20 protein-coding genes and 1 pseudogene are annotated in these 24,489 nt (G+C 74.2%); 15 read left to right on the top strand and 6 right to left on the bottom strand.

Annotated elements, in window-relative coordinates:
* The first annotated feature begins 3 nt into the window (after positions 1-3).
* The 7 genes from pyrF (at position 4) to K7I03_RS27940 (ending at position 7,609) form a co-directional block, all read left to right on the top strand.
* Complete coding sequence (gene pyrF / locus K7I03_RS27910; RefSeq protein ID WP_185946198.1) at positions 4-858, top strand: orotidine-5'-phosphate decarboxylase; 855 nt, start codon at positions 4-6, stop codon at positions 856-858.
* 226 nt (positions 859-1,084) lie between these two features.
* The gene (gene mihF, locus K7I03_RS27915; protein WP_004948667.1) at positions 1,085-1,408 is read left to right on the top strand and encodes an integration host factor, actinobacterial type; all 324 of its coding nucleotides are present in this window, start codon (positions 1,085-1,087) and stop codon (positions 1,406-1,408) included.
* 38 nt (positions 1,409-1,446) lie between these two features.
* The gene (gene gmk, locus K7I03_RS27920; protein ID WP_051072658.1) at positions 1,447-2,037 is read left to right on the top strand and encodes a guanylate kinase; all 591 of its coding nucleotides are present in this window, start codon (positions 1,447-1,449) and stop codon (positions 2,035-2,037) included.
* Between the two features lie 87 nt (positions 2,038-2,124).
* Entirely contained in the window at positions 2,125-2,397 is a 273-nt protein-coding gene (rpoZ, locus tag K7I03_RS27925) for a DNA-directed RNA polymerase subunit omega (protein WP_004948662.1), read from the top strand.
* Between the two features lie 131 nt (positions 2,398-2,528).
* Positions 2,529-3,731 carry a bifunctional phosphopantothenoylcysteine decarboxylase/phosphopantothenate--cysteine ligase CoaBC gene (coaBC, locus tag K7I03_RS27930; protein ID WP_185946193.1) on the top strand — a complete coding sequence of 401 codons (1,203 nt, stop codon included), beginning with the start codon at positions 2,529-2,531 and terminating at the stop codon, positions 3,729-3,731.
* 185 nt (positions 3,732-3,916) lie between these two features.
* Entirely contained in the window at positions 3,917-5,125 is a 1,209-nt protein-coding gene (metK, locus tag K7I03_RS27935) for a methionine adenosyltransferase (RefSeq protein ID WP_185946194.1), read from the top strand.
* 339 nt (positions 5,126-5,464) lie between these two features.
* Positions 5,465-7,609, top strand: coding sequence for a primosomal protein N' (locus tag K7I03_RS27940; RefSeq protein WP_185944440.1), 2,145 nt, complete (start codon positions 5,465-5,467; stop codon positions 7,607-7,609).
* A 202-nt stretch (positions 7,610-7,811) separates the two neighbouring features.
* Here the strand turns inward: K7I03_RS27940 and K7I03_RS27945 are convergent, their stop codons facing one another.
* Positions 7,812-8,330 (bottom strand): hypothetical protein, encoded by a 519-nt coding sequence (locus K7I03_RS27945; protein ID WP_185944441.1) that lies wholly within the window; start codon positions 8,328-8,330, stop codon positions 7,812-7,814.
* Positions 8,331-8,613: 283 nt separating this feature from the next.
* On the opposite strand from K7I03_RS27945, the gene fmt reads away from it, so the two are divergent.
* The 4 genes from fmt to K7I03_RS27965 all read left to right on the top strand — a co-directional run bounded on the left by fmt (position 8,614) and on the right by K7I03_RS27965 (position 12,951).
* Positions 8,614-9,558, top strand: coding sequence for a methionyl-tRNA formyltransferase (fmt, locus tag K7I03_RS27950; RefSeq protein WP_185944442.1), 945 nt, complete (start codon positions 8,614-8,616; stop codon positions 9,556-9,558).
* A gap of 39 nt (positions 9,559-9,597) precedes the next feature.
* Positions 9,598-11,040, top strand: a complete 1,443-nt coding sequence (locus K7I03_RS27955) for an RsmB/NOP family class I SAM-dependent RNA methyltransferase (RefSeq protein ID WP_185944443.1) — start codon at positions 9,598-9,600, stop codon at positions 11,038-11,040.
* Between the two features lie 88 nt (positions 11,041-11,128).
* A complete protein-coding gene (gene rpe / locus K7I03_RS27960; protein WP_185944444.1) occupies positions 11,129-11,815 on the top strand; it encodes a ribulose-phosphate 3-epimerase in 687 nt (228 codons plus the stop codon).
* 149 nt (positions 11,816-11,964) lie between these two features.
* A complete protein-coding gene (locus tag K7I03_RS27965; RefSeq protein WP_152265528.1) occupies positions 11,965-12,951 on the top strand; it encodes a sugar-binding transcriptional regulator in 987 nt (328 codons plus the stop codon).
* On the opposite strand, the gene K7I03_RS27970 is transcribed toward K7I03_RS27965, so the two are convergent.
* On the bottom strand, positions 12,885-13,877 hold the full coding sequence (locus tag K7I03_RS27970) for a LysR family transcriptional regulator (protein ID WP_185944445.1): 993 nt from the start codon (positions 13,875-13,877) through the stop codon (positions 12,885-12,887). The genes K7I03_RS27965 and K7I03_RS27970 overlap by 67 nt on opposite strands.
* Before the next feature lie 185 nt (positions 13,878-14,062).
* Between K7I03_RS27970 and K7I03_RS27975 the strand changes: the two genes are divergently transcribed.
* Positions 14,063-15,703, top strand: a complete 1,641-nt coding sequence (locus K7I03_RS27975) for an MFS transporter (protein ID WP_185944446.1) — start codon at positions 14,063-14,065, stop codon at positions 15,701-15,703.
* On the opposite strand, the gene K7I03_RS27980 is transcribed toward K7I03_RS27975, so the two are convergent.
* Positions 15,643-16,215: a GNAT family N-acetyltransferase gene (locus tag K7I03_RS27980; protein WP_185944447.1), complete on the bottom strand. Its 573-nt coding sequence runs from the start codon at positions 16,213-16,215 to the stop codon at positions 15,643-15,645. The genes K7I03_RS27975 and K7I03_RS27980 overlap by 61 nt on opposite strands.
* A 248-nt stretch (positions 16,216-16,463) precedes the next feature.
* On the opposite strand from K7I03_RS27980, the gene K7I03_RS27985 reads away from it, so the two are divergent.
* The 3 genes from K7I03_RS27985 (at position 16,464) to K7I03_RS27995 (ending at position 20,372) form a co-directional block, all read left to right on the top strand.
* Entirely contained in the window at positions 16,464-17,906 is a 1,443-nt protein-coding gene (locus K7I03_RS27985) for a GuaB1 family IMP dehydrogenase-related protein (RefSeq protein ID WP_185944448.1), read from the top strand.
* 439 nt (positions 17,907-18,345) lie between these two features.
* The gene (locus tag K7I03_RS27990; protein ID WP_224347246.1) at positions 18,346-19,827 is read left to right on the top strand and encodes an amino acid permease; all 1,482 of its coding nucleotides are present in this window, start codon (positions 18,346-18,348) and stop codon (positions 19,825-19,827) included.
* An 89-nt stretch (positions 19,828-19,916) separates the two neighbouring features.
* Entirely contained in the window at positions 19,917-20,372 is a 456-nt protein-coding gene (locus K7I03_RS27995) for an Lrp/AsnC family transcriptional regulator (protein ID WP_004948618.1), read from the top strand.
* Between the two features lie 25 nt (positions 20,373-20,397).
* On the opposite strand, the gene lanM is transcribed toward K7I03_RS27995, so the two are convergent.
* The 3 genes and pseudogenes from lanM to K7I03_RS28010 all read right to left on the bottom strand — a co-directional run bounded on the left by lanM (position 20,398) and on the right by K7I03_RS28010 (position 24,315).
* Positions 20,398-22,629: a type 2 lanthipeptide synthetase LanM family protein gene (lanM, locus tag K7I03_RS28000; protein ID WP_224347652.1), complete on the bottom strand. Its 2,232-nt coding sequence runs from the start codon at positions 22,627-22,629 to the stop codon at positions 20,398-20,400.
* Positions 22,511-23,809 (bottom strand): annotated as a pseudogene (locus K7I03_RS34420) (DUF4135 domain-containing protein); the annotation flags it as partial. The pseudogene K7I03_RS34420 and the gene lanM, both read right to left, overlap by 119 nt.
* Positions 23,810-24,129: 320 nt before the next feature.
* Positions 24,130-24,315 carry a mersacidin/lichenicidin family type 2 lantibiotic gene (locus K7I03_RS28010; protein ID WP_004952279.1) on the bottom strand — a complete coding sequence of 62 codons (186 nt, stop codon included), beginning with the start codon at positions 24,313-24,315 and terminating at the stop codon, positions 24,130-24,132.
* Positions 24,316-24,489 lie beyond the last annotated feature (174 nt).

Consider the following 24,489-nt stretch of genomic DNA (forward strand, 5'->3'; position numbering starts at 1 on the left):
CCCGTGCCCCCCCTGGAGCCCTTCGGCGCCCGCCTGCGCCGCGCCATGGACGAACGCGGCCCGCTCTGCGTCGGCATCGACCCGCACGCCGCCCTGCTCTCCGCCTGGGGCCTCGGCGACGACATCGCGGGCCTGGAGCGGTTCGCGCGCACCACCGTGGAGGCGCTGGCCGACCGAGTGGCCGTCCTCAAGCCCCAGTCCGCCTTCTTCGAGCGCTTCGGCTCGCGCGGCATCGCCGTCCTGGAGCGGGCCGTCGCCGACGCCCGCGCCGCCGGCGCCCTGGTGCTGATGGACGCGAAGCGCGGCGACATCGGCTCCACCATGGCCGCCTACGCCGAGACCTACCTCGACCCCGCCGCGCCGCTCTTCTCCGACGCGGTCACCGTCAGCCCGTACCTCGGCTACGGCGCCCTGCGTCCCGCGCTGGACCTGGCCCGCTCGACCGGCACCGGCGTCTTCGTGCTCGCCCTCACCTCCAACCCGGAGGGCGCCGAGGTGCAGCACGCGCTCCGCGCGGACGGGCGGAGCGTCGCCGCGACGATGCTGGACCACCTCCGCGCCGAGAACGCCGACGCCGCCCCGATGGGCTCCTTCGGCGCGGTCGTCGGGGCCACGCTCGCCGGCGGGCTCGCCGCGGCCGGCGTCGATCCGGCCATCGGCGGCCCGCTGCTCGCCCCCGGCATCGGCGCCCAGGGCGCCACCGCGGCGGACCTGCCGAAGGTCTTCGGCGCGGCGGTCCGGGACGTCGTCCCCAACGTGAGCCGGGGCGTGCTCCGGCACGGACCCGACGTCGCGGCCCTGCGGGAGAGCGCGGAGCGGTTCGCGGACGAGGTGCGGGAGGCGGTCGGCGCGGGCTGATCTCGGCGTCCTGTCGCGATTTCCCCGGCCGCTATGTCCGAAAAAGTCCTGGTCGAGCAAGGCTGACCAGGACTTTTCCGCTGTTCTCGCTGACTGGAGCGGGATCGGCCGCTAGTCTCCGACAAGAGCGAACGTGCAAGCGCGTTGCTCGTTGCTCCCCAGGTGTGGGCCGACTAGGTTCTCACCGGTCCTTATCCGACAGTTCGACATCCGAGGTGACGTAGGCGTGGCTCTTCCGCCCCTTACCCCTGAACAGCGCGCAGCCGCGCTCGAAAAGGCCGCCGCGGCTCGCCGGGCCCGCGCCGAGGTCAAGAATCGGCTCAAGCACTCCGGCGCCTCGCTGCACGACGTGATCAAGCAGGGCCAGGAGGACGACGTCATCGGCAAGATGAAGGTCAGCGCCCTCCTGGAGAGCCTGCCCGGCGTGGGCAAGGTCCGCGCCAAGCAGATCATGGAGCGGCTCGGGATCTCCGAGAGCCGCCGTGTCCGCGGGCTCGGTACGAACCAGATCGCGGCTCTTGAGCGGGAGTTCGGCAGCACCGCGGCCTGACGTTACCGGGCACTCCCGGGAACCGGGATAATCGCTGCATGAGTACTGCAGTCTCCCGGGGGACGACCCCCGTCCCCCCGGCCAGACGTCCGCGGCTGACCGTGCTCTCCGGCCCCTCCGGGGTCGGCAAGAGCACGGTCGTCGCCCACATGCGCAAGGCCCACCCCGAGGTGTGGCTCTCGGTGTCCTGCACCACCCGCAAGCCGCGCCCCGGCGAGCGGGAGGGTGTCCAGTACTTCTTCGTCGACGACACGGAGTTCGACAAGCTCGTCGCCAACGGAGAGCTGCTGGAGTGGGCCGAGTTCGCCGGCAACCGGTACGGCACGCCGCGCCAGGCGGTCCTGGACCGCCTGGAGGCCGGCGAGCCGGTGCTGCTGGAGATCGACCTGCAGGGCGCCCGGCAGGTCCGCGCGTCCATGGAGGACGCCCAGCTGGTCTTCCTCGCGCCGCCGAGCTGGGACGAGCTGGTCCGCCGGCTCACCGGCCGGGGGACCGAGTCGCCCGAGGTCATCGAGCGGCGGCTGGCCGCGGCCCGTACCGAGCTGGCGGCGGAGTCGGAGTTCGACACCACCCTGGTCAACACCTCCGTCGAGGACGTCGCGCGGGAGCTGCTAGCCTTGCTCCGATGAGCAGGGGTACACCCCGTACGTCCCGTACACCCGGTCCGCCCCATTCGCGCATCACGACTTTCTTCACCCCCCTTCGGAAGGCAGAGAGTGTCCTCTTCCATCACCGCGCCCGAGGGCATCATCAACCCGCCGATTGATGAGCTGCTCGAAGCGACCGACTCGAAGTACAGCCTCGTGATCTACGCCGCCAAGCGCGCGCGCCAGATCAACGCGTACTACTCGCAGCTCGGCGAGGGCCTGCTGGAGTACGTCGGTCCGCTGGTGGACACCCACGTCCACGAGAAGCCGCTCTCCATCGCGCTCCGCGAGATCAACGCGGGTCTGCTCACCTCCGAGGCCATCGAGGCCCCGGCGCAGTAAGCGACTCCGCGCAGTAAGCGACTCCGCGCGACAAGCGACGGGATACGTTCACCGAGGGCCCGGCAGCACCACTGCCGGGCCCTTGGTGTGTCATGGAAGCCTGCACAACGAGAGCCGGGGAGAGGCGAGCGATGGACAAGCCCAAGGTCGTGCTGGGGGTCAGCGGCGGGATCGCCGCCTACAAGGCGTGTGAGCTGCTGCGCCGGCTCACCGAGTCGGGCCACGACGTACGCGTCGTCCCGACGGCCTCGGCGCTGCACTTCGTCGGCGAGGCCACCTGGTCCGCGCTGTCCGGGCACCCGGCCGGCACCGAGGTGTGGGAGAGCGTCCACGAGGTGCCGCACGTGCGGATCGGCCAGCAGGCCGACCTCGTCGTGGTCGCCCCCTGCACCGCCGACATGCTGGCCAAGGCCGCCCACGGCCTCGCCGACGACCTGCTGACCAACACCCTCCTCACCGCCCGCTGTCCGGTGGTCTTCGTGCCCGCCATGCACACCGAGATGTGGGAGAACCAGGCCACCCAGGAGAACGTGGCCACCCTCCGCCGCCGGGGTGCCGTCGTCGTCGAGCCCGCCGTCGGCCGGCTGACCGGCGTGGACACCGGCAAGGGCCGCTTCCCCGAGCCCGCCGAGATCTTCGAGATCTGCCGGCGCGTGCTCGCCCGCGGCACCGGCGGACGGGACCTGGCCGGCCGGCACGTGGTGATCAGCGCCGGCGGCACCCGCGAGCCCCTGGACCCGGTCCGCTACCTCGGCAACCGCTCCTCCGGCCGGCAGGGCTACGCCCTGGCCCGTACCGCCGTGGCGCGCGGCGCCCGGGTCACGCTGGTGGCGGCCAACAGCGAGCTGCCCGACCCGGCCGGCGCGGACGTGGTGCGGGTGGGGACGGCGGTGCAGCTGCGGGAGGCGGTGCTCAAGGCCGCGGCCGACGCTGACGCCGTGGTGATGGCCGCCGCGGTCGCCGACTTCCGGCCCGCCCAGTACGCGCCCGGCAAGATCAAGAAGCGGGACGGCGAGGAGCCGGCACCCGTCGAGCTCGTCCGCAATCCGGACGTCCTCGCCGAGCTGTCGGCGGACCGGGCCCGGCCCGGGCAGGTCGTCGTGGGCTTCGCGGCCGAGACGGACGACGTCCTGGTCAACGGCCGCGCCAAGCTCGCCCGCAAGGGGTGCGACCTTCTCGTGGTCAACGAGGTGGGGGAGAGCCGGACCTTCGGCTCGGCGGAGAACGAGGCCGTCGTCCTGGCCGCCGACGGCGGCGAGACCCCCGTCCCGCACGGCCCGAAGGAGGATCTGGCGGACGTCGTCTGGGACCTCGTCGCCGGTCGCCTGGCATAACCCGTGCGCATGCGCCAGCGGCGAACAGGGTGACGAGTGTCACTAGTCGGGTCCTTAGTGATGCTGGACAGGAGGTCCGCAGGGAGCAAAGGCCGGATAAACTGACACCGGTCCGTGCACGAGCGCAGCTCTCGTCCGGAGCCGCCAATGATCAGCCAGCAGCCGCTGCAACCCCAGGGAGCGATGTGTCCCGCCGCCTGTTCACCTCGGAATCCGTGACCGAGGGTCACCCCGACAAGATCGCTGACCAGATCAGCGACACCATTCTCGACGCCCTCCTGAAGGAGGACCCGACCTCCCGGGTCGCCGTCGAGACCCTGATCACCACCGGCCTGGTGCACGTCGCCGGCGAGGTGACCACGAAGGCGTACGCGCCGATCGCCACGCTGGTCCGCAACAAGATCCTTGAGATCGGCTACGACTCGTCCAAGAAGGGCTTCGACGGCGCTTCCTGCGGTGTCTCGGTCTCGATCGGATCGCAGTCCCCGGACATCGCGCAGGGTGTCGACGCCGCGTACGAGGCGCGGGTCGAGGGCGATGAGGACGAGCTCGACAAGCAGGGCGCGGGCGACCAGGGCCTGATGTTCGGGTACGCCTGCGACGAGACGCCCGAGCTCATGCCCCTCCCGATCAACCTGGCGCACCGCCTGTCGCGCCGCCTGACGGAGGTCCGCAAGAACGGGACCATCCCGTACCTGCGCCCCGACGGCAAGACCCAGGTCACCATCGAGTACGACGGCAACAAGGCGGTCCGCCTGGACACCGTCGTCGTCTCCTCGCAGCACGCGTCCGACATCGACCTGGACTCGCTGCTCGCCCCCGACATCCGCGAGTACGTCGTGGAGCACGTCCTCAAGGAGCTGGTCGAGGACGGCATCAAGCTGGAGACCGAGGGATACCGCCTGCTGGTGAACCCCACCGGCCGCTTCGAGATCGGCGGCCCGATGGGCGACGCCGGCCTCACCGGCCGCAAGATCATCATCGACACCTACGGCGGCATGGCCCGCCACGGTGGCGGCGCCTTCTCGGGCAAGGACCCGTCCAAGGTCGACCGCTCGGCCGCGTACGCGATGCGCTGGGTCGCGAAGAACGTGGTCGCCGCCGGGCTGGCCGCCCGCTGCGAGGTGCAGGTCGCCTACGCGATCGGCAAGGCGGAGCCGGTCGGTCTGTTCGTCGAGACCTTCGGGACGGCCACGGTCGACACCGAGAAGATCGAGCACGCCATCTCCGAGGTCTTCGACCTGCGTCCGGCCGCGATCATCCGCGACCTGGACCTGCTGCGGCCGATCTACGCGCAGACGGCCGCGTACGGTCACTTCGGTCGTGAGCACGAGGACTTCACGTGGGAGCGGACGGACCGCGTTGACGCGCTGCGCAAGGCCGCGGGTCTGTAGGTCTTTGCGGTCATCGGGACGGCCCCGGAGCGGAAACTCGCTCTGGGGCCGTCCCCTTTGGGGGGTGTGCCCCGGTCCCTCCCCCAGAGGGGGCACCCCCATTCACCGTTTCTTGCGGGGGCGAGCCCCCGCACCCCCGAAACCGCGCTCCGCGCGGTTGTCCTCAAACTCCCCCAGAGGGGGGACCCCCAACGGGCTGAAATCAGCCCGTCCGGCGTTTGAGGACGAGCGGCGCAGCCGCGACATGCGGGGTCTGGGGCGCAGCCCCAGGAATCGGCGAAGGGGCGGGACCGGGGCACACCACCCCCGCTGTCCGACCCCTCTGCTAAGACTGAAGCTGTGAGCAGCGAGAACGGGCACCCCGAACCAGCACCCCCGCAGGGGGAGCAGCTCGCGCTGATCCGCGAAACCGTGCGCAAGGCGAAGAAGCCGCGGGCCAAGCCCCGCACCTGGCGGGGTGCCGCGCTGGCGAAGGAGCTGCCGGTCGCGAAGGTGCTGGTCGACAAGGGGCCGGTGCACCTGGACAAGTTGTGGGACTACGCCGTGCCCGCCGAGCTGGACGCGGACGCCCGCCCGGGCGCCCGGGTGCGGGTCCGCTTCGGCGCGGGCACGCGCAACGTGCGGGACGGGCGCCGCGAGGGCGGCGGTCTGCTGGACGGGTTCATCGTGGAGCGGGTGCCGGAGTCCGACTACCGGGGGCCGCTCGCCGCCATCGCCCAGGTGCTCTCGCCCGAACCCGTCCTCGGCCCGCGGCTCTTCGCGCTCTGCCGGGCCGTCGCCGACCGCTACGCGGGCTCGCTCGCCGACGTGCTCCAGCTGGCCGTGCCGCCCCGGCACGCCCGGATCGAAGGGGAGCCGTCCGGCCCGCTGCTGCCCCCGCCCGCCGCGCCGGACCTCGGCAGTTGGGCCCGTTACCCGACCGGCCCCGGCTATCTGGAGGCCGTCGCCCGGGGCGAGAGCCCGCGCGCGGTGTGGACGGCCCTGCCCGGGCCGCACTGGGCCGACGAGCTGGCCCGGGCCGCCGCTGCGGCGCTCGCCTCGCGGCGCGGCGCGCTGGTCGTCGTCCCCGACGGGCGGGCCGCGGCCCGGGTCGACGCCGCGCTCACCGCGCTGCTCGGGCCCGGCCGGCACGTCCTGCTGACCGCCGACACCGGTCCCGAGGAGCGTTACCGGCGCTGGCTCGCGGTCAACCGCGGCGCGATACGGGCCGTTGTCGGCACCCGTGCCGCCATGTTCGCGCCCGTCCAGGATCTCGGCTTCGTCGCGATCTGGGACGACGCCGACTCCAGCCATGCCGAGCAGCACGCGCCGCAGCCGCACGCCCGCGAGGTGCTGCTGCTGCGCGCGGCCCAGGAGAAGGCCGCGTTCCTGCTCGGCGCCTTCGGGTGCAGTGTCGAGGCGGCGCAGCTCGTCCGTACCGGGTGGGCGCTGCCGCTGGCCGCCGACCGGGCCCGCGTCCGGGCCGCCGCGCCGCTGGTCCGCACGGTCGGCGACGGCGATCTCGCCCGGGACGAGGCGGCCCGTGCCGCCCGGCTGCCCTCGCTGGCCTGGCAGGTGGCCCGGGAGGGGCTGCGGCACGGCCCGGTGCTGGTCCAGGTGCCCCGGCGGGGCTACGTCCCCCGGCTCGCCTGTGAGCGCTGCCGCGAGCCCGCGCGGTGCGGCCGGTGCGCCGGCCCGCTGGAGGCGCGGGGCGCGGACGGCGCGCTGCACTGCGGCTGGTGCGGTGTGGAGGCGGTGAACTGGCACTGCCCCGAGTGCGCCGGATCCCGGCTGCGCGCCCAGGTGGTGGGGGCGCGGCGGACCGCCGAGGAGCTCGGCCGGGCGTTCCCCGCCGTCCCGGTCCGTACCTCGGGCCGCGACCACGTGCTGGACACCGTCCCCGGCGCCCCCGCCCTGGTCGTCGCCACACCGGGCGCCGAGCCGGTCGCCGAGGGCGGTTACGCCGCGGCGCTGCTGCTCGACGGCTGGGCGCTGCTCGGCCTGCCCGACCTGCGGGCGGGGGAGGAGGCCCTGCGCCGCTGGCTGGCGGCGTCCGCGCTGGTGCGGGGGCAGGAGGCGGGCGGCACGGTCGTCGTCGTGGCCGAGCCGACGCTGCGGCCGGTGCAGGCGCTGGTCCGCTGGGACCCGGCGGGCCACGCGGTGCGGGAGCTCGCCGAACGGGCGGAGCTGGGCTTCCCGCCGGTCTCCCGGATGGCCGCGGTCAGCGGGCCGCCGGAGGCCGTCGCGGAGTTCCTGGCGGCGGCGGAGCTGCCGGAGGGGGCCGACGTCCTCGGACCCGTCCCGGTGCCGCTGCCGGCCGCCGGCCGCCCCCGTCGCCCCGGCGACCCGCCGCCGGGGGAGCACTGGGAGCGCGCCCTGGTCCGCGTCCGCCCCGGCCGGGGCGCCGCCCTGGCCGCCGCTCTGAGGACCGCCCAGGCGGTCCGCCTCGCCCGCAGGGACGGCGAGCCGGTGCGGCTGCGGATGGACCCGCCGGACATCGGCTGAGACGGCGGGCGGTGGAAGGCGGGACCGGAAGCGAGTCGGGCGCCGGTGCCGGGCGCCCGGCCGCCGGTCCACGGGCCGGGACCGGGCCGTTCGCCGTCGGTCGCACCGAGCCACCCGAGTGGGCCGGGGCCCGGGAGGGGCTCCTCCGGCACCGTCCGCCGCAGGCCGACCGGCCCGCTCCGTCCGGCGCGGCAGCGGGCCCTCACCCGTTCCGCGGCCCCGGGAACGCCGGCGGGCGCGGTTCCTCGCGGTGGGAGCTCGCGGGCTGGCCCGGGACCGAGCGGGCCGCCGGGACGACGGGGACGACCGGGGGGGCGCCGACCGTCGCGGCCTGCTCGGGGGCCGGGGCCGGCTCCGTGGCGGTCTGGCCGTTGGCGCGGCGGGCGCCGTAGCGGCGGTGGACCGCCTGCTTGGTGACGCCCAGCGCCGAGCCCACCGCGTCCCAGGAGAAGCCGAGCGAGCGGTCGAAGTCCACCGCCGCCGTCACCAGCGTCTCGACGCTGTCGCGCAGCTCCTGCGCCAGCCGGACGGTCGGGGCGGGGGCCCGGCCGTAGACGACGAAGCCCGCCGAGGGGCCCGTGCGGCGTGGACGGTAGACATTGCCCAGCTGAGCGGTCAGGGTACGCAGCGCATCCACCTGTCGGCGGACCCGCTCGATGTCCCGGACCAGGAGATGCAGGCTGGCTCGTGCCTGGGCGTCATGAGTTGCGTGGTCGGGCATCAACAAGCCTCTCGGACCGGCGGTGAACGGGGTGCTTACGGACGAGAGTTGACGGACAGTCGGAGCGGGCCGCCATGGCGGCCCGGTGGGTCGGTCAATCTCTCTTGACCCAACGCGCCAAGGCCGGACGGGTCACGCTATGGGGGCGCACATCCGCCGGAATGGGGCGTGCGGCCGGTCGCACGCCCCTTGCCCGAGCTGTGAGGCCGACGGGGCGGCCGGGCCGCGCACGGCCTAGACTGTGCGCCGTTCCGCTCGGCGCGTGAGAGGTAGTTCGCCACCCATGAGGCTCGTCTTCGCCGGTACTCCCGAGGTCGCGGTTCCCGCCCTCGACGCCCTGCTCGCCTCGGACCGCCACGAGGTCGTCGCCGTGGTCACCCGCCCGGACGCCCCGGCCGGGCGCGGCCGGCGGATGGTCGCCAGCCCGGTCGCCGAGCGCGCCGAGGAGGCCGGCATCGAGGTCCTCAAGCCGAACCGGCCGCGCGACGAGGACTTCCTCGCCCGGCTCCGCGAGATCGCTCCCGACTGCTGCCCGGTCGTCGCCTACGGCGCGCTGCTGCCCAAGGCCGCCCTGGAGATCCCCCGGCACGGCTGGGTGAATTTGCACTTCTCGCTGCTCCCCGCCTGGCGCGGCGCCGCCCCCGTGCAGCACGCGGTCATGGCCGGCGACGAGGTCACCGGCGCCTCCACCTTCCTCATCGAGGAGGGCCTCGACTCGGGACCCGTCTACGGCGTCCTCACCGAGCAGGTCCGTCCCACCGACACCAGCGGTGACCTGCTGACCCGGCTCGCGCTCGCCGGCGGCGGGCTGCTCGCCGCGACGATGGACGGGATCGAGGACGGCACCCTGGAGGCCGTCCCGCAGCCCGCCGAGGGCATCTCCCTGGCCCCCAAGATCAGCGTCGACGACGCCCGGATCGACTGGACCGCCCCCGCCCTGCGCTGCGACCGCGTCGTCCGCGGCTGCGCCCCCGCCCCCGGCGCGTGGACGGTGTTCCGCGGCGAGCGGCTGAAGGTCATGTCGCTGGCGCTCGCGCCGGAGCGCACGGACCTCGCGCCCGGGGAGATCGCCGCCGGGAAGAAGAGTGTCCACGTCGGCACCGGCTCGCACGCCGTCGAGCTCCAGTGGGTGCGGCCGCAGGGCAAGAAGCCCATGCAGGCCGCCGACTGGGCCCGCGGCGTCCGCATCACCGCAGGCGAGAAGCTCGGGGACGGCCCGGCGGCGTAGGCTGGAGCCCTTCGTCGTCCCAGCTCCGGAGCACCTTTCGTGAACGATCAGCAGCCGCCTCGCCGGAAGAACGGCCGCCCCGCGAAGCCGCACCGCCGGCCCAAGAAGGACCCGGTCCGGATCCTCGCCTTCGAGGCGCTGCGGGCCGTCGACGAGCGCGACGCGTACGCGAACCTGGTGCTCCCCCCGCTGCTGCGCAAGGCGCGGGAGAAGCACGAGGACTTCGACGCCCGCGACGCCGCCCTCGCCACCGAGCTGGTCTACGGCACGCTGCGCCGGCAGGGGACGTACGACGCGGTCATCGCCGCCTGCGTCGACCGGCCGCTGCGCGAGGTGGACCCGCCGGTGCTGGACGTGCTCAGCCTCGGCGTCCACCAGCTGCTCGGCACCCGCATCCCGCCGCACGCGGCCGTGTCGGCCACCGTCGAACTGGCCCGCGTGGTCTGCGGCGACGGCCGCGCCAAGTTCGTCAACGCCGTGCTGCGCAAGGTCACCGCGCACGACCTGGACGGCTGGCTGGAGCGGGTCGCCCCGCCCTACGAGGACGACCCCGAGGAGCACCTCGCCGTCGTCCACGCGCACCCGCGCTGGATCGTCTCCGCGCTGTGGGACGCCCTCGGCGGCAGTCGCGCCGGCATCGAGGACCTGCTCGACGCCGACAACGAGCGGCCCGACGTCACCCTCGTCGCCCGGCCCGGCCGGGCCTCCGCCGCCGAGCTGCTGACGGCGCTCGGCGAGGACCGCGCCCTGCCCGGCCGCTGGTCGCCGCACGCCGTCCGGCTGGTCGAGGGCGGCGAGCCCGGCGCGATCGACGCCGTGCGCGAGGGCCGGGCCGGCGTCCAGGACGAGGGCAGCCAGCTCGTCGCCCTCGCCCTCGCCGCCGCGCCGATCGACGGGCCCGACCGCCGTTGGCTCGACGGCTGCGCGGGACCCGGCGGCAAGGCCGCGCTGCTCGCCGCCCTGGCGGCGGAGCGCGGCGCCGCCCTGCTGGCCGCCGAGCGCCAGCCGCACCGCGCCCGGCTGGTCGGCCGCGCCCTGGCCGGCAACCCCGGCCCGTACCAGGTCGTCACTGCCGACGGCACCCGCCCGCCGTGGCGCGAGGGCACCTTCGACCGCGTCCTCGTCGACGTCCCCTGCACCGGCCTGGGTGCCCTGCGCCGCCGGCCCGAGGCCCGCTGGCGCCGGCGCCCGGAGGACGTGGCCGGCTTCGGGCCGCTCCAGCGCGACCTGCTGCACGAGGCCCTGCGGTCCGTGCGGACCGGCGGCGTCGTCGGTTACGCGACCTGCTCCCCGCACCCGGCGGAGACCCGGGCCGTCGTCCAGGACGTCCTCAAGCGCGACGGCGTCGAGGCCGAGTGGATCGACGCCCGCCCACTGCTCGGCGGCGTCCCCGCGCTCGGCGACGGCCCGGACGTCCAGCTCTGGCCGCACCTGCACGGCACGGACGCGATGTACCTGGCGCTGCTGCGGCGCACGGGCTGAGGGGCCGGCCCCGGGCGGCCGGTCGGGCGCGGGTCGGAGCGCGACCCTCGCTGTCCTGGCCGGCGCCGTGGCATGGCAGGCTTGGGGCATGACCGTCCAGATCAACCCCAGCATCCTCAGCGCGGACTTCGCCCGCCTGGCCGACGAGGCGCAGGCCGTGAAGGGCGCCGACTGGCTCCACGTCGACGTGATGGACAACCATTTCGTCCCCAACCTCACGCTCGGGGTGCCGGTCGTCGAGTCGCTGAGCAGGGCCACGTCCACGCCGCTGGACTGCCACCTGATGATCGAGGACCCGGACCGCTGGGCCCCGCGGTACGTGGAGGCGGGCGCCGGGTCGGTCACCTTCCACGTGGAGGCCGCCGCCGCCCCCGTCCGGCTGGCGCGGGAGATCCGGGCCAAGGGGGCGCGGGCGTCGATGGCGCTCAAGCCCGCGACGCCGATCGAGCCGTACGAGGACCTGCTCCCCGAGCTCGACATGCTCCTGATCATGACCGTGGAGCCGGGCTTCGGCGGGCAGAAGTTCCTGGACATCATGCTGCCGAAGATCCGCCGCACCCGGGAGCTGATCTCCCGGCACGGTCTGGAGCTCTGGCTCCAGGTGGACGGCGGGGTCTCGGCGGAGACCATCGAGCGGTGCGCCGAGGCGGGCGCCGACGTGTTCGTCGCGGGTTCGGCCGTTTACGGTACCGATGACCCGGCGGCCGCCGTACGCTCACTGCGTGAGCTCGCGGAGACCGCCACTTCGGCCGCGCCCTGGGCCTGCGGGCACTGAACCACCGGGTCCGGAGGTCTCCGGGGACCGCGGCCGGGACCGGACGAAGATCGGGACCGCCGTTTTCTGACAGGATGTGACGGTCGAGTCCACAAGGTGAACGCAGCAGTGAGGAGAACGCGGTGTCGACGGGCCGTTCAGTGACGCCGATGGGGCCCGCCGAACTCGTGCAGGCGGCGGCCATGGCCCGCCGCTTCTATCTGGAGGGCAAGTCCAAGATCCAGATCGCCGAGGAGTTCGGCGTGAGCCGCTTCAAGGTGGCCCGGGTGCTGGAGACGGCGCTCGAACGCGATCTGGTGCGCATCGAGATCCGGGTGCCCGCCGAGCTGGACGCGGAGCGCTCCGACGCGCTGCGCGCCCGCTACGGCCTGCGGCACGCCGTCGTCGTCGAGTCCCCGGCCGACGCGGCCGAGGACGCCCCCGACCCGGAGAACCTGGGCGAGGTGGCCGCCGGACTGCTCGGCGAGCTGGTCAACGAGGGCGACGTCCTCGGCCTGGCCTGGGGCCGCTCCACCATCCACATGGCGGCGGCCCTGCACCGGCTGCCGCCCTGCACCGTCGTCCAGCTCACCGGCGTCTACGACGCGGGCACCGCCGAGCGCGGCTCCGTCGAGGCCGTCCGCCGGGCGGCCCAGGTCTCCGGCGGCGAGGCGCACCCGATCTACGCCCCGATGCTGCTCCCGGACCCGGCCACCGCCGCCGCGCTGCGCGGCCAGACGGGCATCGCGCGGGCCTTCGAGTACTTCGACAAGGTGACCGTCGCCGCCGTCTCCATCGGCTCCTGGGAGCCGGGCATCTCCACGGTCTACGACATGCTGTCGGACGAGGAGCGCACCCACTACGCGTCGCTGGGCGCCGCCGCCGAGATGTCGGCGCACCTCTTCGACGCCGAGGGCCGCCGGATCGGGCGGGACCTGGGCGAGCGCTGCATCACCGTGGAGGCGGACCGGCTCCGCCGCATCCCCGAGGTCGTGGCCATCGCCGGCGGCGCGCGCAAGGCGGCCGCGATCGGCGCGGTGCTGCGGTCGGGCCTGGTCACCAGCCTGGTGACGGACACGGCCGCGGCGGACTATCTGCTGACCGAGTCCGCCCCGGGCCCCCGCCCGGCGCTGGAGCGCGCCGACCCGGACGTCTGAGCGTCCCGCGGGCCGAGGACCGTCCCGACCGCCTCGCGGACCTGGGCGCGCAGCCAGCGGTGCGCCGGGTCCGCGTCGTCGCGCGGGTGCCACGCCTGGGAGAGGTTGACCGGCGGCAGGGCGAACGGCAGCTCGCGGACGGTCAGGCCGAGCGTCTCGACGGTGTGCCGGTGGTGCAGCCAGGGGATGACGGAGACGAAGCTCCGCGAGCCCATCAGGAGCAGCAGTGTCGCCGCGTAGGTCGGCGCGGTCGCGGAGACCCTCCGCCGGTGGCCGGTCTCCGCCAGCGCGTCGTCGAGCGGATGGCCGGTCCGGCCGTGCCGGGACGTCTGGAGGTGCCGCGCGGCGGCGATCCGTTCGACCGTGAGCTCGCCCTCCGCGAGCGGGTTGTCGGCCCGCATGGCGAGCACGTGGCGGTCGCGGCCCAGGTGCTCGGTGCGTATCTCCGGGGCGGTGGACCGGAGCACCCCTATCTCCAGGTCGGTGACGCCCTCGCGCAACCGTGAGCCCTCGCCCGCGAGTTGGGCGAGGAAGCGGACGGTGACGCCGGGCGCGCGGGCCTCCAGCCGGGACACCAGGTGGTCACCGACGGAGGTGACGACCGCGTCGTTCGCGACCACCGTGAAGGTCCGTTCCAGCGTCTCCAGGGCGGGCCCCGCGGCCGGGGCCAGCACCGCGCGGGCCCGCTGCACCAGCGCGTGCACCTCCGCCCGGACGGCCACCGCGTGCGGCGTCGGCTGCATGGCGTGCCCCGCGCGGACCAGCACCGGGTCGCCGACGGCCCGCCGGATGCGGCCGAGCGCGCGGCTCATGGCGGGCTCGGTGATTCCCAGCCGCTCGGCGGCCCTGGTGACCGAGCACTCCTCCAGCAGCGCGTCCAGGGCCACGAGCAGGTTCAGATCCAGGCGTGTATGCACGCGGTGCATCTTATGAGTGCCGGAATTGCATTTGAAGTCATGGGAGGAATGCCGGATTCTGAATGCGGCCCGGAACGCGCGGGGGCGAGCGGCGGAATTCCGAGAATTTCGGGAATTCCGGAAAACTGGCCCCGAACCGCCCGGGAAGGGGCCGGACGACCACCGGGCCGGTCCCGGGAACGGGAGGGGAACACATGCCGGACGACATAGGACGCCGACGGCGCGTCCTGGTGCTGCTGATCTGCTGTACGAGTCTGCTGCTGGTGAGCCTGGACGGCTCGGCCGTCAATATCGCCCTGCCGGCGCTGTCGGCCGAACTGCACGCTTCCATGGCGGGGTTGCAGTGGATCGTCGACTCGTACCTCCTGGTGCTGGCGAGTCTGCTGATGCTCGCGGGCTCGACGGCGGACCGCATCGGGCGGCGGCGCACGTTCACGGCCGGTCTCGTGGTCTTCACCGCCGGGTCGCTGCTGTGCGGCTTCGCGCCGGGGCTCGGCTGGCTGGTCGCCTTCCGGGTGATGCAGGCGGTGGGCGGGTCCATGCTCAACCCGGTGGCCATGGCCATCATCACCAACACCTTCACCGACCGCGCCGAGCGGGCCCGGGCGATCGGGGTGTGGGGCGGGGTGCTCGGCATCAGCATGGCGCTCGGGCCGGTGGTCGGCGGGGCGCTGGTGGACTCGGTGGGCTGGCGGGCGATCTTCTGGATCAACGTGCCGATCGGCATCACGGCGGTGGTGCTGTGCCGCCGCTTCGTCCCCGAGTCCAAGGCGTCCCGGGTGCGCCGGTTCGACCCGGTGGGGCAGGTCCTCGTCGTGGTGCTGCTGGCCTCCCTGGTGTACGCGGTGATCACCGGCCGGGAGCACGGCTGGGCGTCGGCGCCGATCGTCGCGCTGTTCGCGCTGGCCGCCGTCGCCCTGGTGGCCCTGATCGGGTACGAGCGGCGGCACGCGGAGCCGCTGATCGAACCGCGCTACTTCCGCAGCGTCCCCTTCAGCGGGGCGAGCGTCATCGGGTTCTGCGGGGTGGGGGCGCTGGGCGGGTTCCTCTTCGTCGAACCGCTCTACCTGCAGGGCGTCCGCGGCCTGTCGGCGGTGGACGCGGGGCTGTACACCCTGCCCCTCGCCGCGATGATGCTGGTGGCCGGGCCGGTGTCCGGACGGCTGGTGGCGGCCCGCGGGCCCCGGCTGCCGCTGGTGGTCGCGGGTACGGCGATCACACTGGCCGCCCTGGGCCTGACCCGGGTGGGCCCGGACACGCCCACGCTGTGGCTGCTCGTCGACCACGCGCTGTTCGGCCTCGGGTTCGGGCTGATGAACCCGCCGATCACCACGACCGCCGTCACCGGGATGCCCGCCGAACGGGCGGGCATGGCGGCCGGGATGATGTCCACCGCCCGGCAGGTGGGACAGGCGTCCGGGGTGGCGGTCATCGGCACGGTGGTCTCCGCGCAGCTCGACGGGCCCGTGCGCACCCACTTCGCCGCGGCCAGCCACGGCGGGTGGTGGATCGTCACGGCGTGCGGCGTCGTCGTCGCCGTGCTGGGGGCCGTGACCACCGGGCCGCGGGCGCGGCGCACGGCGGCGGCCGCGGCCGTCGCCCTCGCCGGGGAGCCCGTGCCGGAGCGGGCCGGGGCCGGTCCGGCCGCCGGTACGGAGGGTGGGGAGGCGGCCGGTACGGAGGGTGGGGAGGCGGCCGGTACGGATGGCGGCTCGGGGAGCGTGTCCAGCGGGTCGGCGCAGGGGCGGGCGCAGCCGCCGGAGTGCGGGCCAGCTCAGGGGCAGGGGCGACTCATGAACAGCGCGATTTCCCCTGCGGATTCCGTACCGGAATAAAGCGTGGTGTCCATTCCGCAGAACGAGAAACCCATGCGGAGATAGGAACGGATGGCAGGGGCATTGATGTTGGTGACTTCCAGCCACACATGCCCCGCGCCGCATTCCCGGGCCCGCTCGTGGACGCGTTCCATAAGGGCCCGGCCGACGCCCCGCCCGCGGTATGCCGGGGCCACCCCGATGTCCTCGACGGTCAGCCGGCGGTTCCACGGCTCGTAGGAGGTGGCGACGAAGCCGCAGAGCACGTCGCCCTCGAACGCCGCGTACCGGCGGCCGGTGCCGCCGTCCCCGTCGTCGCCGCCGTCCCCGTCGCCGTCCGGCTCGTCGTCGGGGAACACCTTGCGCACGGGCGGATCGACCGGCACCGGCCGGAGGGCGAAGCCGTCAGGGGAACCACTGAGGGAGGGGGTCACCTCGTAGACGGTGTCGGTGGTGAACGAGCTGTCGAGGGCGGCCACGGCCGCGTCGTCCTCCGGTCCCGACGGGCGGCAGATGATCTCCTGGTGCGTCATGGCGCCACCGTACGGAGCCCGGCCGGCGGCCCCTCCGGCCGGGCCCGGCCGGCGCTTGGCCGATGCCACAGGGCCCGTCGCGGCCGGCTGGCCGAATCCACAGGAATGCCGCGAAATCTCACACTCATTGGCCAACAGCCCACGACATCGTGGATGATGGGTCCAGGAACCTCAGCCCGATCCGGCGCTGGTTCGAGCTGACTCCCCACCCGCTTCGTAGTTCTATTCCTGCAGGTGAGAGAGCCAGTATGCGTTTCCTCAACGATCAGAAGCCGCCGTACGACCTGACGTACGACGACGTCTTCATGGTGCCGAGCCGCTCCGCGGTCGGCTCCCGCCAGGGCGTGGACCTGTCCGCCCCGGACGGCACCGGCACCACCATCCCGCTCGTGGTCGCCAACATGACCGCCATCGCGGGCCGCCGCATGGCGGAGACCGTCGCCCGCCGCGGTGGCCTCGTGGTCATCCCCCAGGACATCCCGATCGAGGTCGTCACCGACGTCATCACCTGGGTCAAGAGCCGGCACCACGTGCTGGACACCCCCATCGTCCTCGCCCCCACCCAGACCGTCGCCGACGCGCTGTCCCTGCTGCCCAAGCGGGCGCACGGCGCCGGTGTCGTCGTGGACGGCGACCACCGGCCCGTCGGCGTCGTCACCGAGCACGACCTGACCGGCGTGGACCGCTTCACCCAGCTGTCCGAGGTCATGTCCAAGGAGCTGCTGCTCCTCGACGCCGACATCGACCCCCGCGAGGCGTTCAACCAGCTGGACGCGGCCCACCGCAAGCTGGCGCCCGCCGTCGGCAAGGACGGGAAGCTGGCGGGCATCCTCACCCGCAAGGGCGCCCTGCGCGCCACCCTGTACACCCCGGCCACCGACGCCGAGGGCAAGCTGCGCATCGCCGCCGCCGTGGGCATCAACGGCGACGTGGCCGGCAAGGCCAAGGCGCTGCTGGACGCCGGCGCGGACACCATCGTGGTGGACACCGCGCACGGCCACCAGGAGTCGATGATCGCCGCGATCAAGGCCGTCCGGGCGCTGGACCCGCGGGTCCCGATCGTCGCGGGCAACATCGTCGCCGCCGAGGGCGTGCGCGACCTGATCGAGGCCGGCGCGGACATCATCAAGGTCGGTGTGGGCCCCGGCGCCATGTGCACCACCCGCATGATGACCGGCGTGGGCCGGCCGCAGTTCTCCGCGGTGCTGGAGTGCGCCGCCGAGGCGAAGAAGTACGGGAAGCACGTCTGGGCCGACGGTGGCGTCCGCCACCCGCGCGACGTCGCCATGGCGCTCGCCGCCGGTGCCTCCAACGTCATGATCGGCTCCTGGTTCGCCGGGACGTACGAGTCCCCGGGCGACCTCCAGCAGTCCGCCGACGGCCGGCTGTACAAGGAGAGCTTCGGCATGGCGTCGGCCCGTGCCGTGCGCAACCGGACCTCCGAGGAGTCCGCCTACGACCGCGCCCGCAAGGGCCTGTTCGAGGAGGGCATCTCCACCTCGCGGATGTTCCTCGACCCGACCCGCCCGGGCGTCGAGGACCTGATCGACTCGATCATCGCGGGCGTCCGCTCGTCCTGCACCTACGCGGGCGCGAGCAACCTCGCGGAGTTCCACGAGCGGGCCGTCGTCGGCGTCCAGAGCGCCGCCGGTTACGCGGAGGGCAAGCCGCTGCACGCCAGCTGGCAGTAGTTCCGACACCAGCCCGAAAAGGGGCGCGGCCGATCCGGCCGCGCCCCTTTTCGTCGTTTTCCGCCCGCCCGCCGCCTGCTGTGGTTGACGCCTACATGTACCGATTCGTAAGGTGACATGCAACGAACGCCCATTCTTGGCACGCAGACGCAACGATCGTACGGGCATGCGCAAGAATGGTGCATTACGAGCGCGGGCCCCTACCTCGTAGGGTTCCGCGCAGTACGTGGAGTGGCGGGTACCGCTGGCTCGCGGTCCCCCTCCTTTCTCGGTCGTCCCCCTGCCGACGCAACCGACGGGTGGCCGCTTGCGGTACCGGTGGCTCCACTGGCCGCGATGAACGGAGCGACCCCCGTGCTGGACCAAGACACAGCGCCCCCCCGCCGCCGGCAACGGCAAGCGCCCCCCGCAGCCGCCCGCCGGGACCGGTTCCCGTCTGATGCGGCGCAAGCCGGTCGAGCGCCTGGTCGCCGAGGGCGGCCAGGGCGAGGGCGGCACGCTGCGCCGCTCGCTCGGCATGTGGCAGCTGACCATGATCAGCATCGGTGCCACCCTCGGCACCGGCATCTTCGTGGTGCTCGGCACCGCCGTGCCGGACGCCGGCCCCGCCGTCGTGATCTCGTTCGTCCTCGCGGGCCTCACCGCGCTCTTCTCCGCGCTCTCCTACGCGGAGCTGGCCGGCACCATCCCGGTCTCCGGCTCCTCGTACTCGTACTCCTACGCCACGCTCGGCGAGATCGTCGCCTGGATCTGCGGCTGGTGCCTGATCCTGGAGTACGGCGTCTCCGTCGCGGCCGTGGCCGTCGGCTGGGGCCAGTACCTCAACGAGCTGCTGGACGGCACGATCGGCGTGACCATCCCGGCGTCGCTGGCCAACCCGCCCGGTGACGGCGGCATCTTCAACGTGCCCGCCCTGCTCGTCGTGCTCCTCTGCATGGCGTTCCTGCTCGGCGGCGCCAAGGAGAGCGCCCGGGCCAACGCCATCATGGTCGGGGTGAAGATCGCCGCCCTGCTGCTCTTCTGCGCCGTGGCCTTCACCGGCATCAAGGCCGGCAACTACTCGCCGTTCATGCCGCTGGGCCTGGCCGGCGTCAGCAACGCCGGCGCCAGCCTGTTCTTCTCGTACATCGGTTTCGACGCCGCCTCCACCGCCGGTGAGGAGGCCAAGAACCCGAAGAAGGACCTGCCCAAGGCGATCATGCTGTCGCTGCTGATCGTCACCGCGCTGTACGTCCTGGTCGCCGCGATCGCCGTCGGCGCCCTGCCGTGGAAGCAGTTCGAGGGCTCCGAGGCCGCGCTCGCCGGGATCATGAAGGACGTCACCGGCCAGAGCTTCTGGGCCGTGCTGCTGGCGGCCGGTGCCGTCATCGCCATCGCCAGCGTGGTGCTGACCGTCCTCTACGGCCAGACCCGCATCCTCTTCGCCATGGCCCGCGACGGCCTGATCCCCAAGACCTTCGCCAAGGTCAGCCCGCGCAAGGGCGTCCCGGTGGCCAACACGGTCATCACCTGCGCCTTCTGCGGCATCCTCGCCGCCGCCGTCCCGCTGGCCGAGCTCGCCGACGCCACCAGCATTGGCACCCTGTTCGCGTTCGCCCTGGTCAACGTGGCCGTCATCGTCCTCGCCGTGAAGCGGCCGGACATGAAGCGCTCCTTCACCGTCCCGCTGTCCGGGGTCAGCGTCCCGCTCGGCGGCGGCGTGCGGCTGCGGCTCGGCATGATCTTCCCGGTGATCGGCTTCGGGCTCTGCCTCTTCATGATGTACCGGCTCTCCACGGTCACCTGGGAGGTCTTCGGGGCCTGGCTGGTCGTCGGCCTCGTCATCTACTTCGCCTACGGCATGCGCAACTCGCGGCTGAACGGCGGGGCGGACGACGACTCGGCCGGTCCCGACGCCGTCGAGGCCCCCGCGAAGGGCTAGCCCGGCCGTCGCGAGTCGGGACGGACACTGGATACGTGATCTACTGCTGGAGGAAGAGCAGGATCCCGTAGAAAAGTGATTCACCCGCAGTGCGACTCAACGAGCTCGACGAACGTATCGTGCACGCCCTGGCCGAGGACGCCCGGCGCTCCTACGCCGACATCGGTGCCGAGGTCGGCCTGTCCGCGCCCGCGGTGAAGCGGCGCGTGGACAGGCTGCGTGCCGAAGGGGCCATCACCGGGTTCACCGTCCGGGTGGACCCGGGGGCCCTCGGCTGGGAGACCGAGGGCTTCATCGAGCTCTACTGCCGCCGCAACACCTCGCCCGAGGCGATCCACCGCGGCCTCTCCCGCTACCCGGAGGTGGCGTCCGCCTCCACCGTCACCGGTGAGGCCGACGCCATCGTCCAGATCTTCGCCTCCGACATGCGGCACTTCGAGCGGGTCCTGGAGCGGATCGCCGGCGAGCCGTTCGTCGAGCGGACCAAGTCGGTGCTGGTGCTGTCGCCGCTGCTGCGGCGGTTCAGCTCGGGGGCGCCGTCCTGACGAGGCCCGGCCCGCCGTTCGCCGCTCAGGCGGGCGGCGCGAGCAGCAGGACCGACGGCACCTCCTCCGGTGCCGCGAACCGCAGCAGATTGTGGCCGATCCCGGCCAGGCCCGTGAACAGCCCGGGCACCTCCTCGCCCGCGGGGGCACCCGAACGCCAGCCTCTCCGCCGTCCTCGTTCGAGGGCGGCGGAGAGGCGTTTTTCCAGACCGCCCGGGCGGGCGAGGCCCAGCCGCTCGGCGTAGAGGAGCAGTTCGAGGTTGCCGAGGCTGCCGTGGCACAGGCTGTGGTTGTCCCGGTCGGCGAGGGTGGGGCCGAGCGCGGCGCGCAGTTCCGCGGCCCGAGCCTCGTCGGCCGTCGGCCGGGATGCCGACGTCAGCAGCTCCGCGCGGGCCAGGCCGACCCCCGCCGCGCCGTGGCACCAGGCGGACCAGTGCCGTACGGGCGCGTTCTCCCGCAGGTCGGGCCAGTTGCCCGGGTCGGGCTCGAACACGCCGGCCTCGTAGGCCAGCGCCCCGTCGATCACCGCGCCGTACCGCTCGTCGGGGCACAGCGCGGTGAGCCGGGACAGGGCGACGACGGCGCCCGACGTGCCGTGGGCCAGGCCGGTGAGCGGTCCTGAGGCGGGGATGCCCGCGTGCCGCCAGCCGAGCCCGGCGCCCGCCGGTTCGGCGTGGGCGGCGAGATGGTCCCCCGCGAGCCGGGCCACCTCCAGGGACTCCGGGCCGCCGGCCGCCGCGTACGCCGCCAGGCACACCAGGACGTACCCCGCGGCGCCATCGATCACGTCGTACGCCGTGTCCCCGGCGACGGCCGTCCGCAGCGCGGGGAGGACCGCGTCGCGGACCGCCCGGAAGCGGTCGGCGGGGCCGCCCGCCCGGAGGTCGTGGCTCATCAGGTAGAGGGCCCCGGCGTCGGGGGTCTCGCCTCCGGTGACGCGACGGGCGACCTCGTCCGCGACCCGGTCCGCCCGGTCGCGGAAGCGGCGGGCGCCGGTGATCCGGGCGAGCCGGAGCAGGAAGAGGCCGATCCCGGACAGCCCTCCGTACAGGTCCGTGCCCACCGGGACGATCTCGGTGACGCCGGGGCCGGGGGAGCGGGTGCCGAGCCAGCCCACCGCGTCCCCTTCGATGACAGCGAGCCGGAGCAGCCGGTCGCCGATCTCCTCCGCCGCGCCGATCAGGGCCCGGGTGTTCACCGGGCGGGCGGCGGGCGGGCGGTGGGGGGAGGGTGGGGGCGTCGTATCCGCCGTATCCGCCGTACCCGTCGTGTCCGCAGTGTCCGCCGTGCCCGTCGTCTCTGCCGGGCCCGCCGTTCCCGCGAACGACGTGGTGATGATCCACTCCTGGCGGTCCCGGTCCGCCGGGCCGAGGGCGGCCAGCCCCTCGCGGACGGCCGAGAGCCCGTCGCGCGCGAGGAAGCCGGGGACGGTCCCGCCGGTGGAGAGGAGGAGGTCGCGGCGGCCGGGGACGATACGGAACAGCGGGATGTCGCCGGTGAGCAGCGCGTCCAGCTCGTCGCGGACGATCCGTTCCCGGGAAGGGGCGCCCGCCCAGCCGGAGCAGAGCCGCGCCAGGCTGCGCTCCCGGTCCAGCGCGTCCCGCGCGAAGTCGGGGTGGAAGCTCTCGCGCAGCAGCTTGTCGTAGACGTAGGTGTCGCGGTGCAGGTAGCGGACGGGCGCGTCGGCGAACGCGTCGACGGGGCCGCCGGGGGCGAGGAGGGCGGCGCGGTGCTCGTACAGCCAGTCGTAGCCGGTCCGGAAGCCGGCCAGCAGGTCGGGAAGGTGACGGCCCGGGTCGACGGGCGAACCGTCGGGCAGGGCCGGGCGGTTGTCCGCGCCGGGCACCTCCACCTCGCGGGGGAGCAGGCGCACCTCGTCGGTGCCCGCGCCCACCGGGACGGGTACGGGCGTCAGCCAGGGCTGGCCGGCGGAGCCGCCGATGCCGCTGAGGTCGGTGGTGCGGGGGTGGCCCGCGGCTTGGGGGCTGCCCGTGGGGGTGGGTTGGGCGGACGCCTCGGGGGCCGGTCGTGGTCCGCGGGTCGTTCGTCCGGGGGCGGTGCGCCTGGGAGCGCTGAGCCGGGGCGTGGTGCGCCGGGGCCCGGCCGTTCGCCGGGCCGACCAGCCGCCTGCCCGGCAGCAGGCCGGTGGCCAGCACGGACCGGTGCAGCATTTCGCCGGCCGGGTCGGCGCCCGGCGGAGCGGACGCGGACCAGACGGGGGCGCTGCCGTCGCCCGGGTGGAACAGGGCCTCCAGATCGATCAGCACCGGGTGGTCGCCCGCGGCGATGACGTTCTCGTAGTACAGGTCGCTGCCGCGCAGCGCGTGCGCCAGGGCGAGCAGCGCGCCCGTCCGCCGGTAGAAGAGGGCCGGGCCGTCGGCGGAGGAGCACGGCGCGGGGCGGATGTACTCGGCCCAGCCGTGGTCGTCGCGGTCCAGGACGCGGGCGGTGCGCAGGAGGAGGCCCGTGTCCCGGGAGAAGCGTCCGGCGAGGGCGCCGAAGGCGGCGTCCACCGCGAGGGAGCGCGGTTTGTACATGACGACGCCACCGCAGGCGAACTCGACGCGGGCCACGCTCTGCCCGCCGTGGTGCAGGTCGCCCTCGCCCAGCGCGACGGACCGGACGGTGTCGGCGGGCCGGCCGGCCAGCAGGTCTCGGCGGAGGTCGGGCAGGTCGTCCCGGAGGTGGCGGGCCAGCCGCGCGCAGGCGGCGGACCAGCGGTCCAGGACCTCCGCCGCCTGCCGGACGAGAACCGGGTACTCGGCCCGGAACCGGGCCTGGTGGTCCGGGTCGGCCAGCAGACCGGCGAAGGAGGCGAACCGCTCCTCCGGGGTACCGCCGCGCAGCCGGCCCTCGACCCGGGCGACGTTCACCTCCAGGACCAGGGTCGGCCCCAGCACCATGTCGAGCCGGTCGAGGGGCAGCGTGTCGAGGAGCGCGCCGGCCAGGCCCGGCGGGGCGTCGTCGCCCAGGCGCCGGACGAGCGCGGCCTCGGCGCGCCGGATCGCGGGGGCGATCAAGGGGAGGAAGACGGGTCCGGACGGGGGTGGTGTGGGGGCGTCAGGGACGTCGGCGGCATCGGTGGTGTCAGCAGTGTCGGTGGCGCCGGTGGCATGGGTGGCGTCGGTGGTCCAGGAGGGCCGGGGGACGCGGGCCGCCAGCGACTCCGGGGACTCGTCCAGCAGGCGGAGCAGTGTGCCGGGGTCCGTCCCCAGTGTGCGGACGTTCTCCGCGAAGCGGTCGTCGTCCCGGAAGGCGGCGAGCCGGCGCCAGGCGGCGAGGCGTTCGCGGCCGCGCCCCGACGGCTCCCCGGGCGGCGGGCCGTCACCCGTCAGCCGCTCGCGGAGGCGCAGCGCCCGGACCCAGGCCGGGGGTTCGTCGTCGGGGGAGGGGCGGCCGGGCCCGGCGCTGTGGGGCGCATGGGTGCTCTGGGGCATGGCTTTCCTTCCGGTGCGGCGGGTGGTGTCGGCCGTACGCCGGTGTCGGCCCTCTGTCGGCTTCGGTCCTACGTCGGCTTCGGCGTTGGCGTCGGCTCTTCGCTCGGCGCGCGGACGGGCCGCCGTCGTGCTGCGGCGGCCCGTCGTACGGCCGTCACCCGCCGGGGCGGGCGGGCGACGTGTCGCGGTGGTCCGGACGGTGGCGTGCGGGACGCCGGGAGACGGCTGCCCGAGGCGGGTCCGGAGCCGGCCGCGTCAGGGGGCCCGGAACGGCTGCTCGTGGCAGCCGGACGGAACGGTCACTCGCGACAGGCAAGCGGTCACTTGCAACAGGTCCAGAACGGCGCGGACATGGTCTTGATGGCGATGGTGCCCGACATGGCCTGGACCCCGCCGCGCTCGCCCGGCAGTTCCTCGGTCAGGTCGATGGAGCCCGCGGGGTGCGCGGGAGCCGCGGCCAGGGTCTCGCGGTAGGCACAGTCCTTCCACGCCTGCACGGTGTTCATGGGAATCCTCCTCGTCGTGGACGGAGCCCGGGTGGGCTCCCTTGCCGGTGCGCCCTCCGCCCGGCGGGCGGAGGAAAACGGTGGGGAGCGCGGGGGTGGCTCGGGGCGCTCGTCGGCGGACGGTCGGCGGCGCCGTGCGGGAGGGGACGGCGGTCCGGGTGCGCCGTGGAAGTG

Source organism: Streptomyces mobaraensis (genome assembly GCF_020099395.1).
GTDB lineage: Bacteria > Actinomycetota > Actinomycetes > Streptomycetales > Streptomycetaceae > Streptomyces.

Coding starts and splice junctions, on each gene's coding strand:
- K7I03_RS27965 (WP_152265528.1), top strand. CDS start 11,965: ATGGGGCCCGCCGAACTCGTGCAGGCGGCGGCCATGGCCCGCCGCTTC.
- K7I03_RS28010 (WP_004952279.1), bottom strand. CDS start 24,315: ATGAACACCGTGCAGGCGTGGAAGGACTGTGCCTACCGCGAGACCCTG.
- coaBC (WP_185946193.1), top strand. CDS start 2,529: ATGGACAAGCCCAAGGTCGTGCTGGGGGTCAGCGGCGGGATCGCCGCC.
- gmk (WP_051072658.1), top strand. CDS start 1,447: ATGAGTACTGCAGTCTCCCGGGGGACGACCCCCGTCCCCCCGGCCAGA.
- fmt (WP_185944442.1), top strand. CDS start 8,614: ATGAGGCTCGTCTTCGCCGGTACTCCCGAGGTCGCGGTTCCCGCCCTC.
- K7I03_RS27975 (WP_185944446.1), top strand. CDS start 14,063: ATGCCGGACGACATAGGACGCCGACGGCGCGTCCTGGTGCTGCTGATC.
- K7I03_RS27980 (WP_185944447.1), bottom strand. CDS start 16,215: ATGACGCACCAGGAGATCATCTGCCGCCCGTCGGGACCGGAGGACGAC.
- K7I03_RS27990 (WP_224347246.1), top strand. CDS start 18,346: ATGCGGCGCAAGCCGGTCGAGCGCCTGGTCGCCGAGGGCGGCCAGGGC.
- K7I03_RS27985 (WP_185944448.1), top strand. CDS start 16,464: ATGCGTTTCCTCAACGATCAGAAGCCGCCGTACGACCTGACGTACGAC.
- K7I03_RS27945 (WP_185944441.1), bottom strand. CDS start 8,330: ATGCCCGACCACGCAACTCATGACGCCCAGGCACGAGCCAGCCTGCAT.
- rpe (WP_185944444.1), top strand. CDS start 11,129: ATGACCGTCCAGATCAACCCCAGCATCCTCAGCGCGGACTTCGCCCGC.
- K7I03_RS27970 (WP_185944445.1), bottom strand. CDS start 13,877: ATGCACCGCGTGCATACACGCCTGGATCTGAACCTGCTCGTGGCCCTG.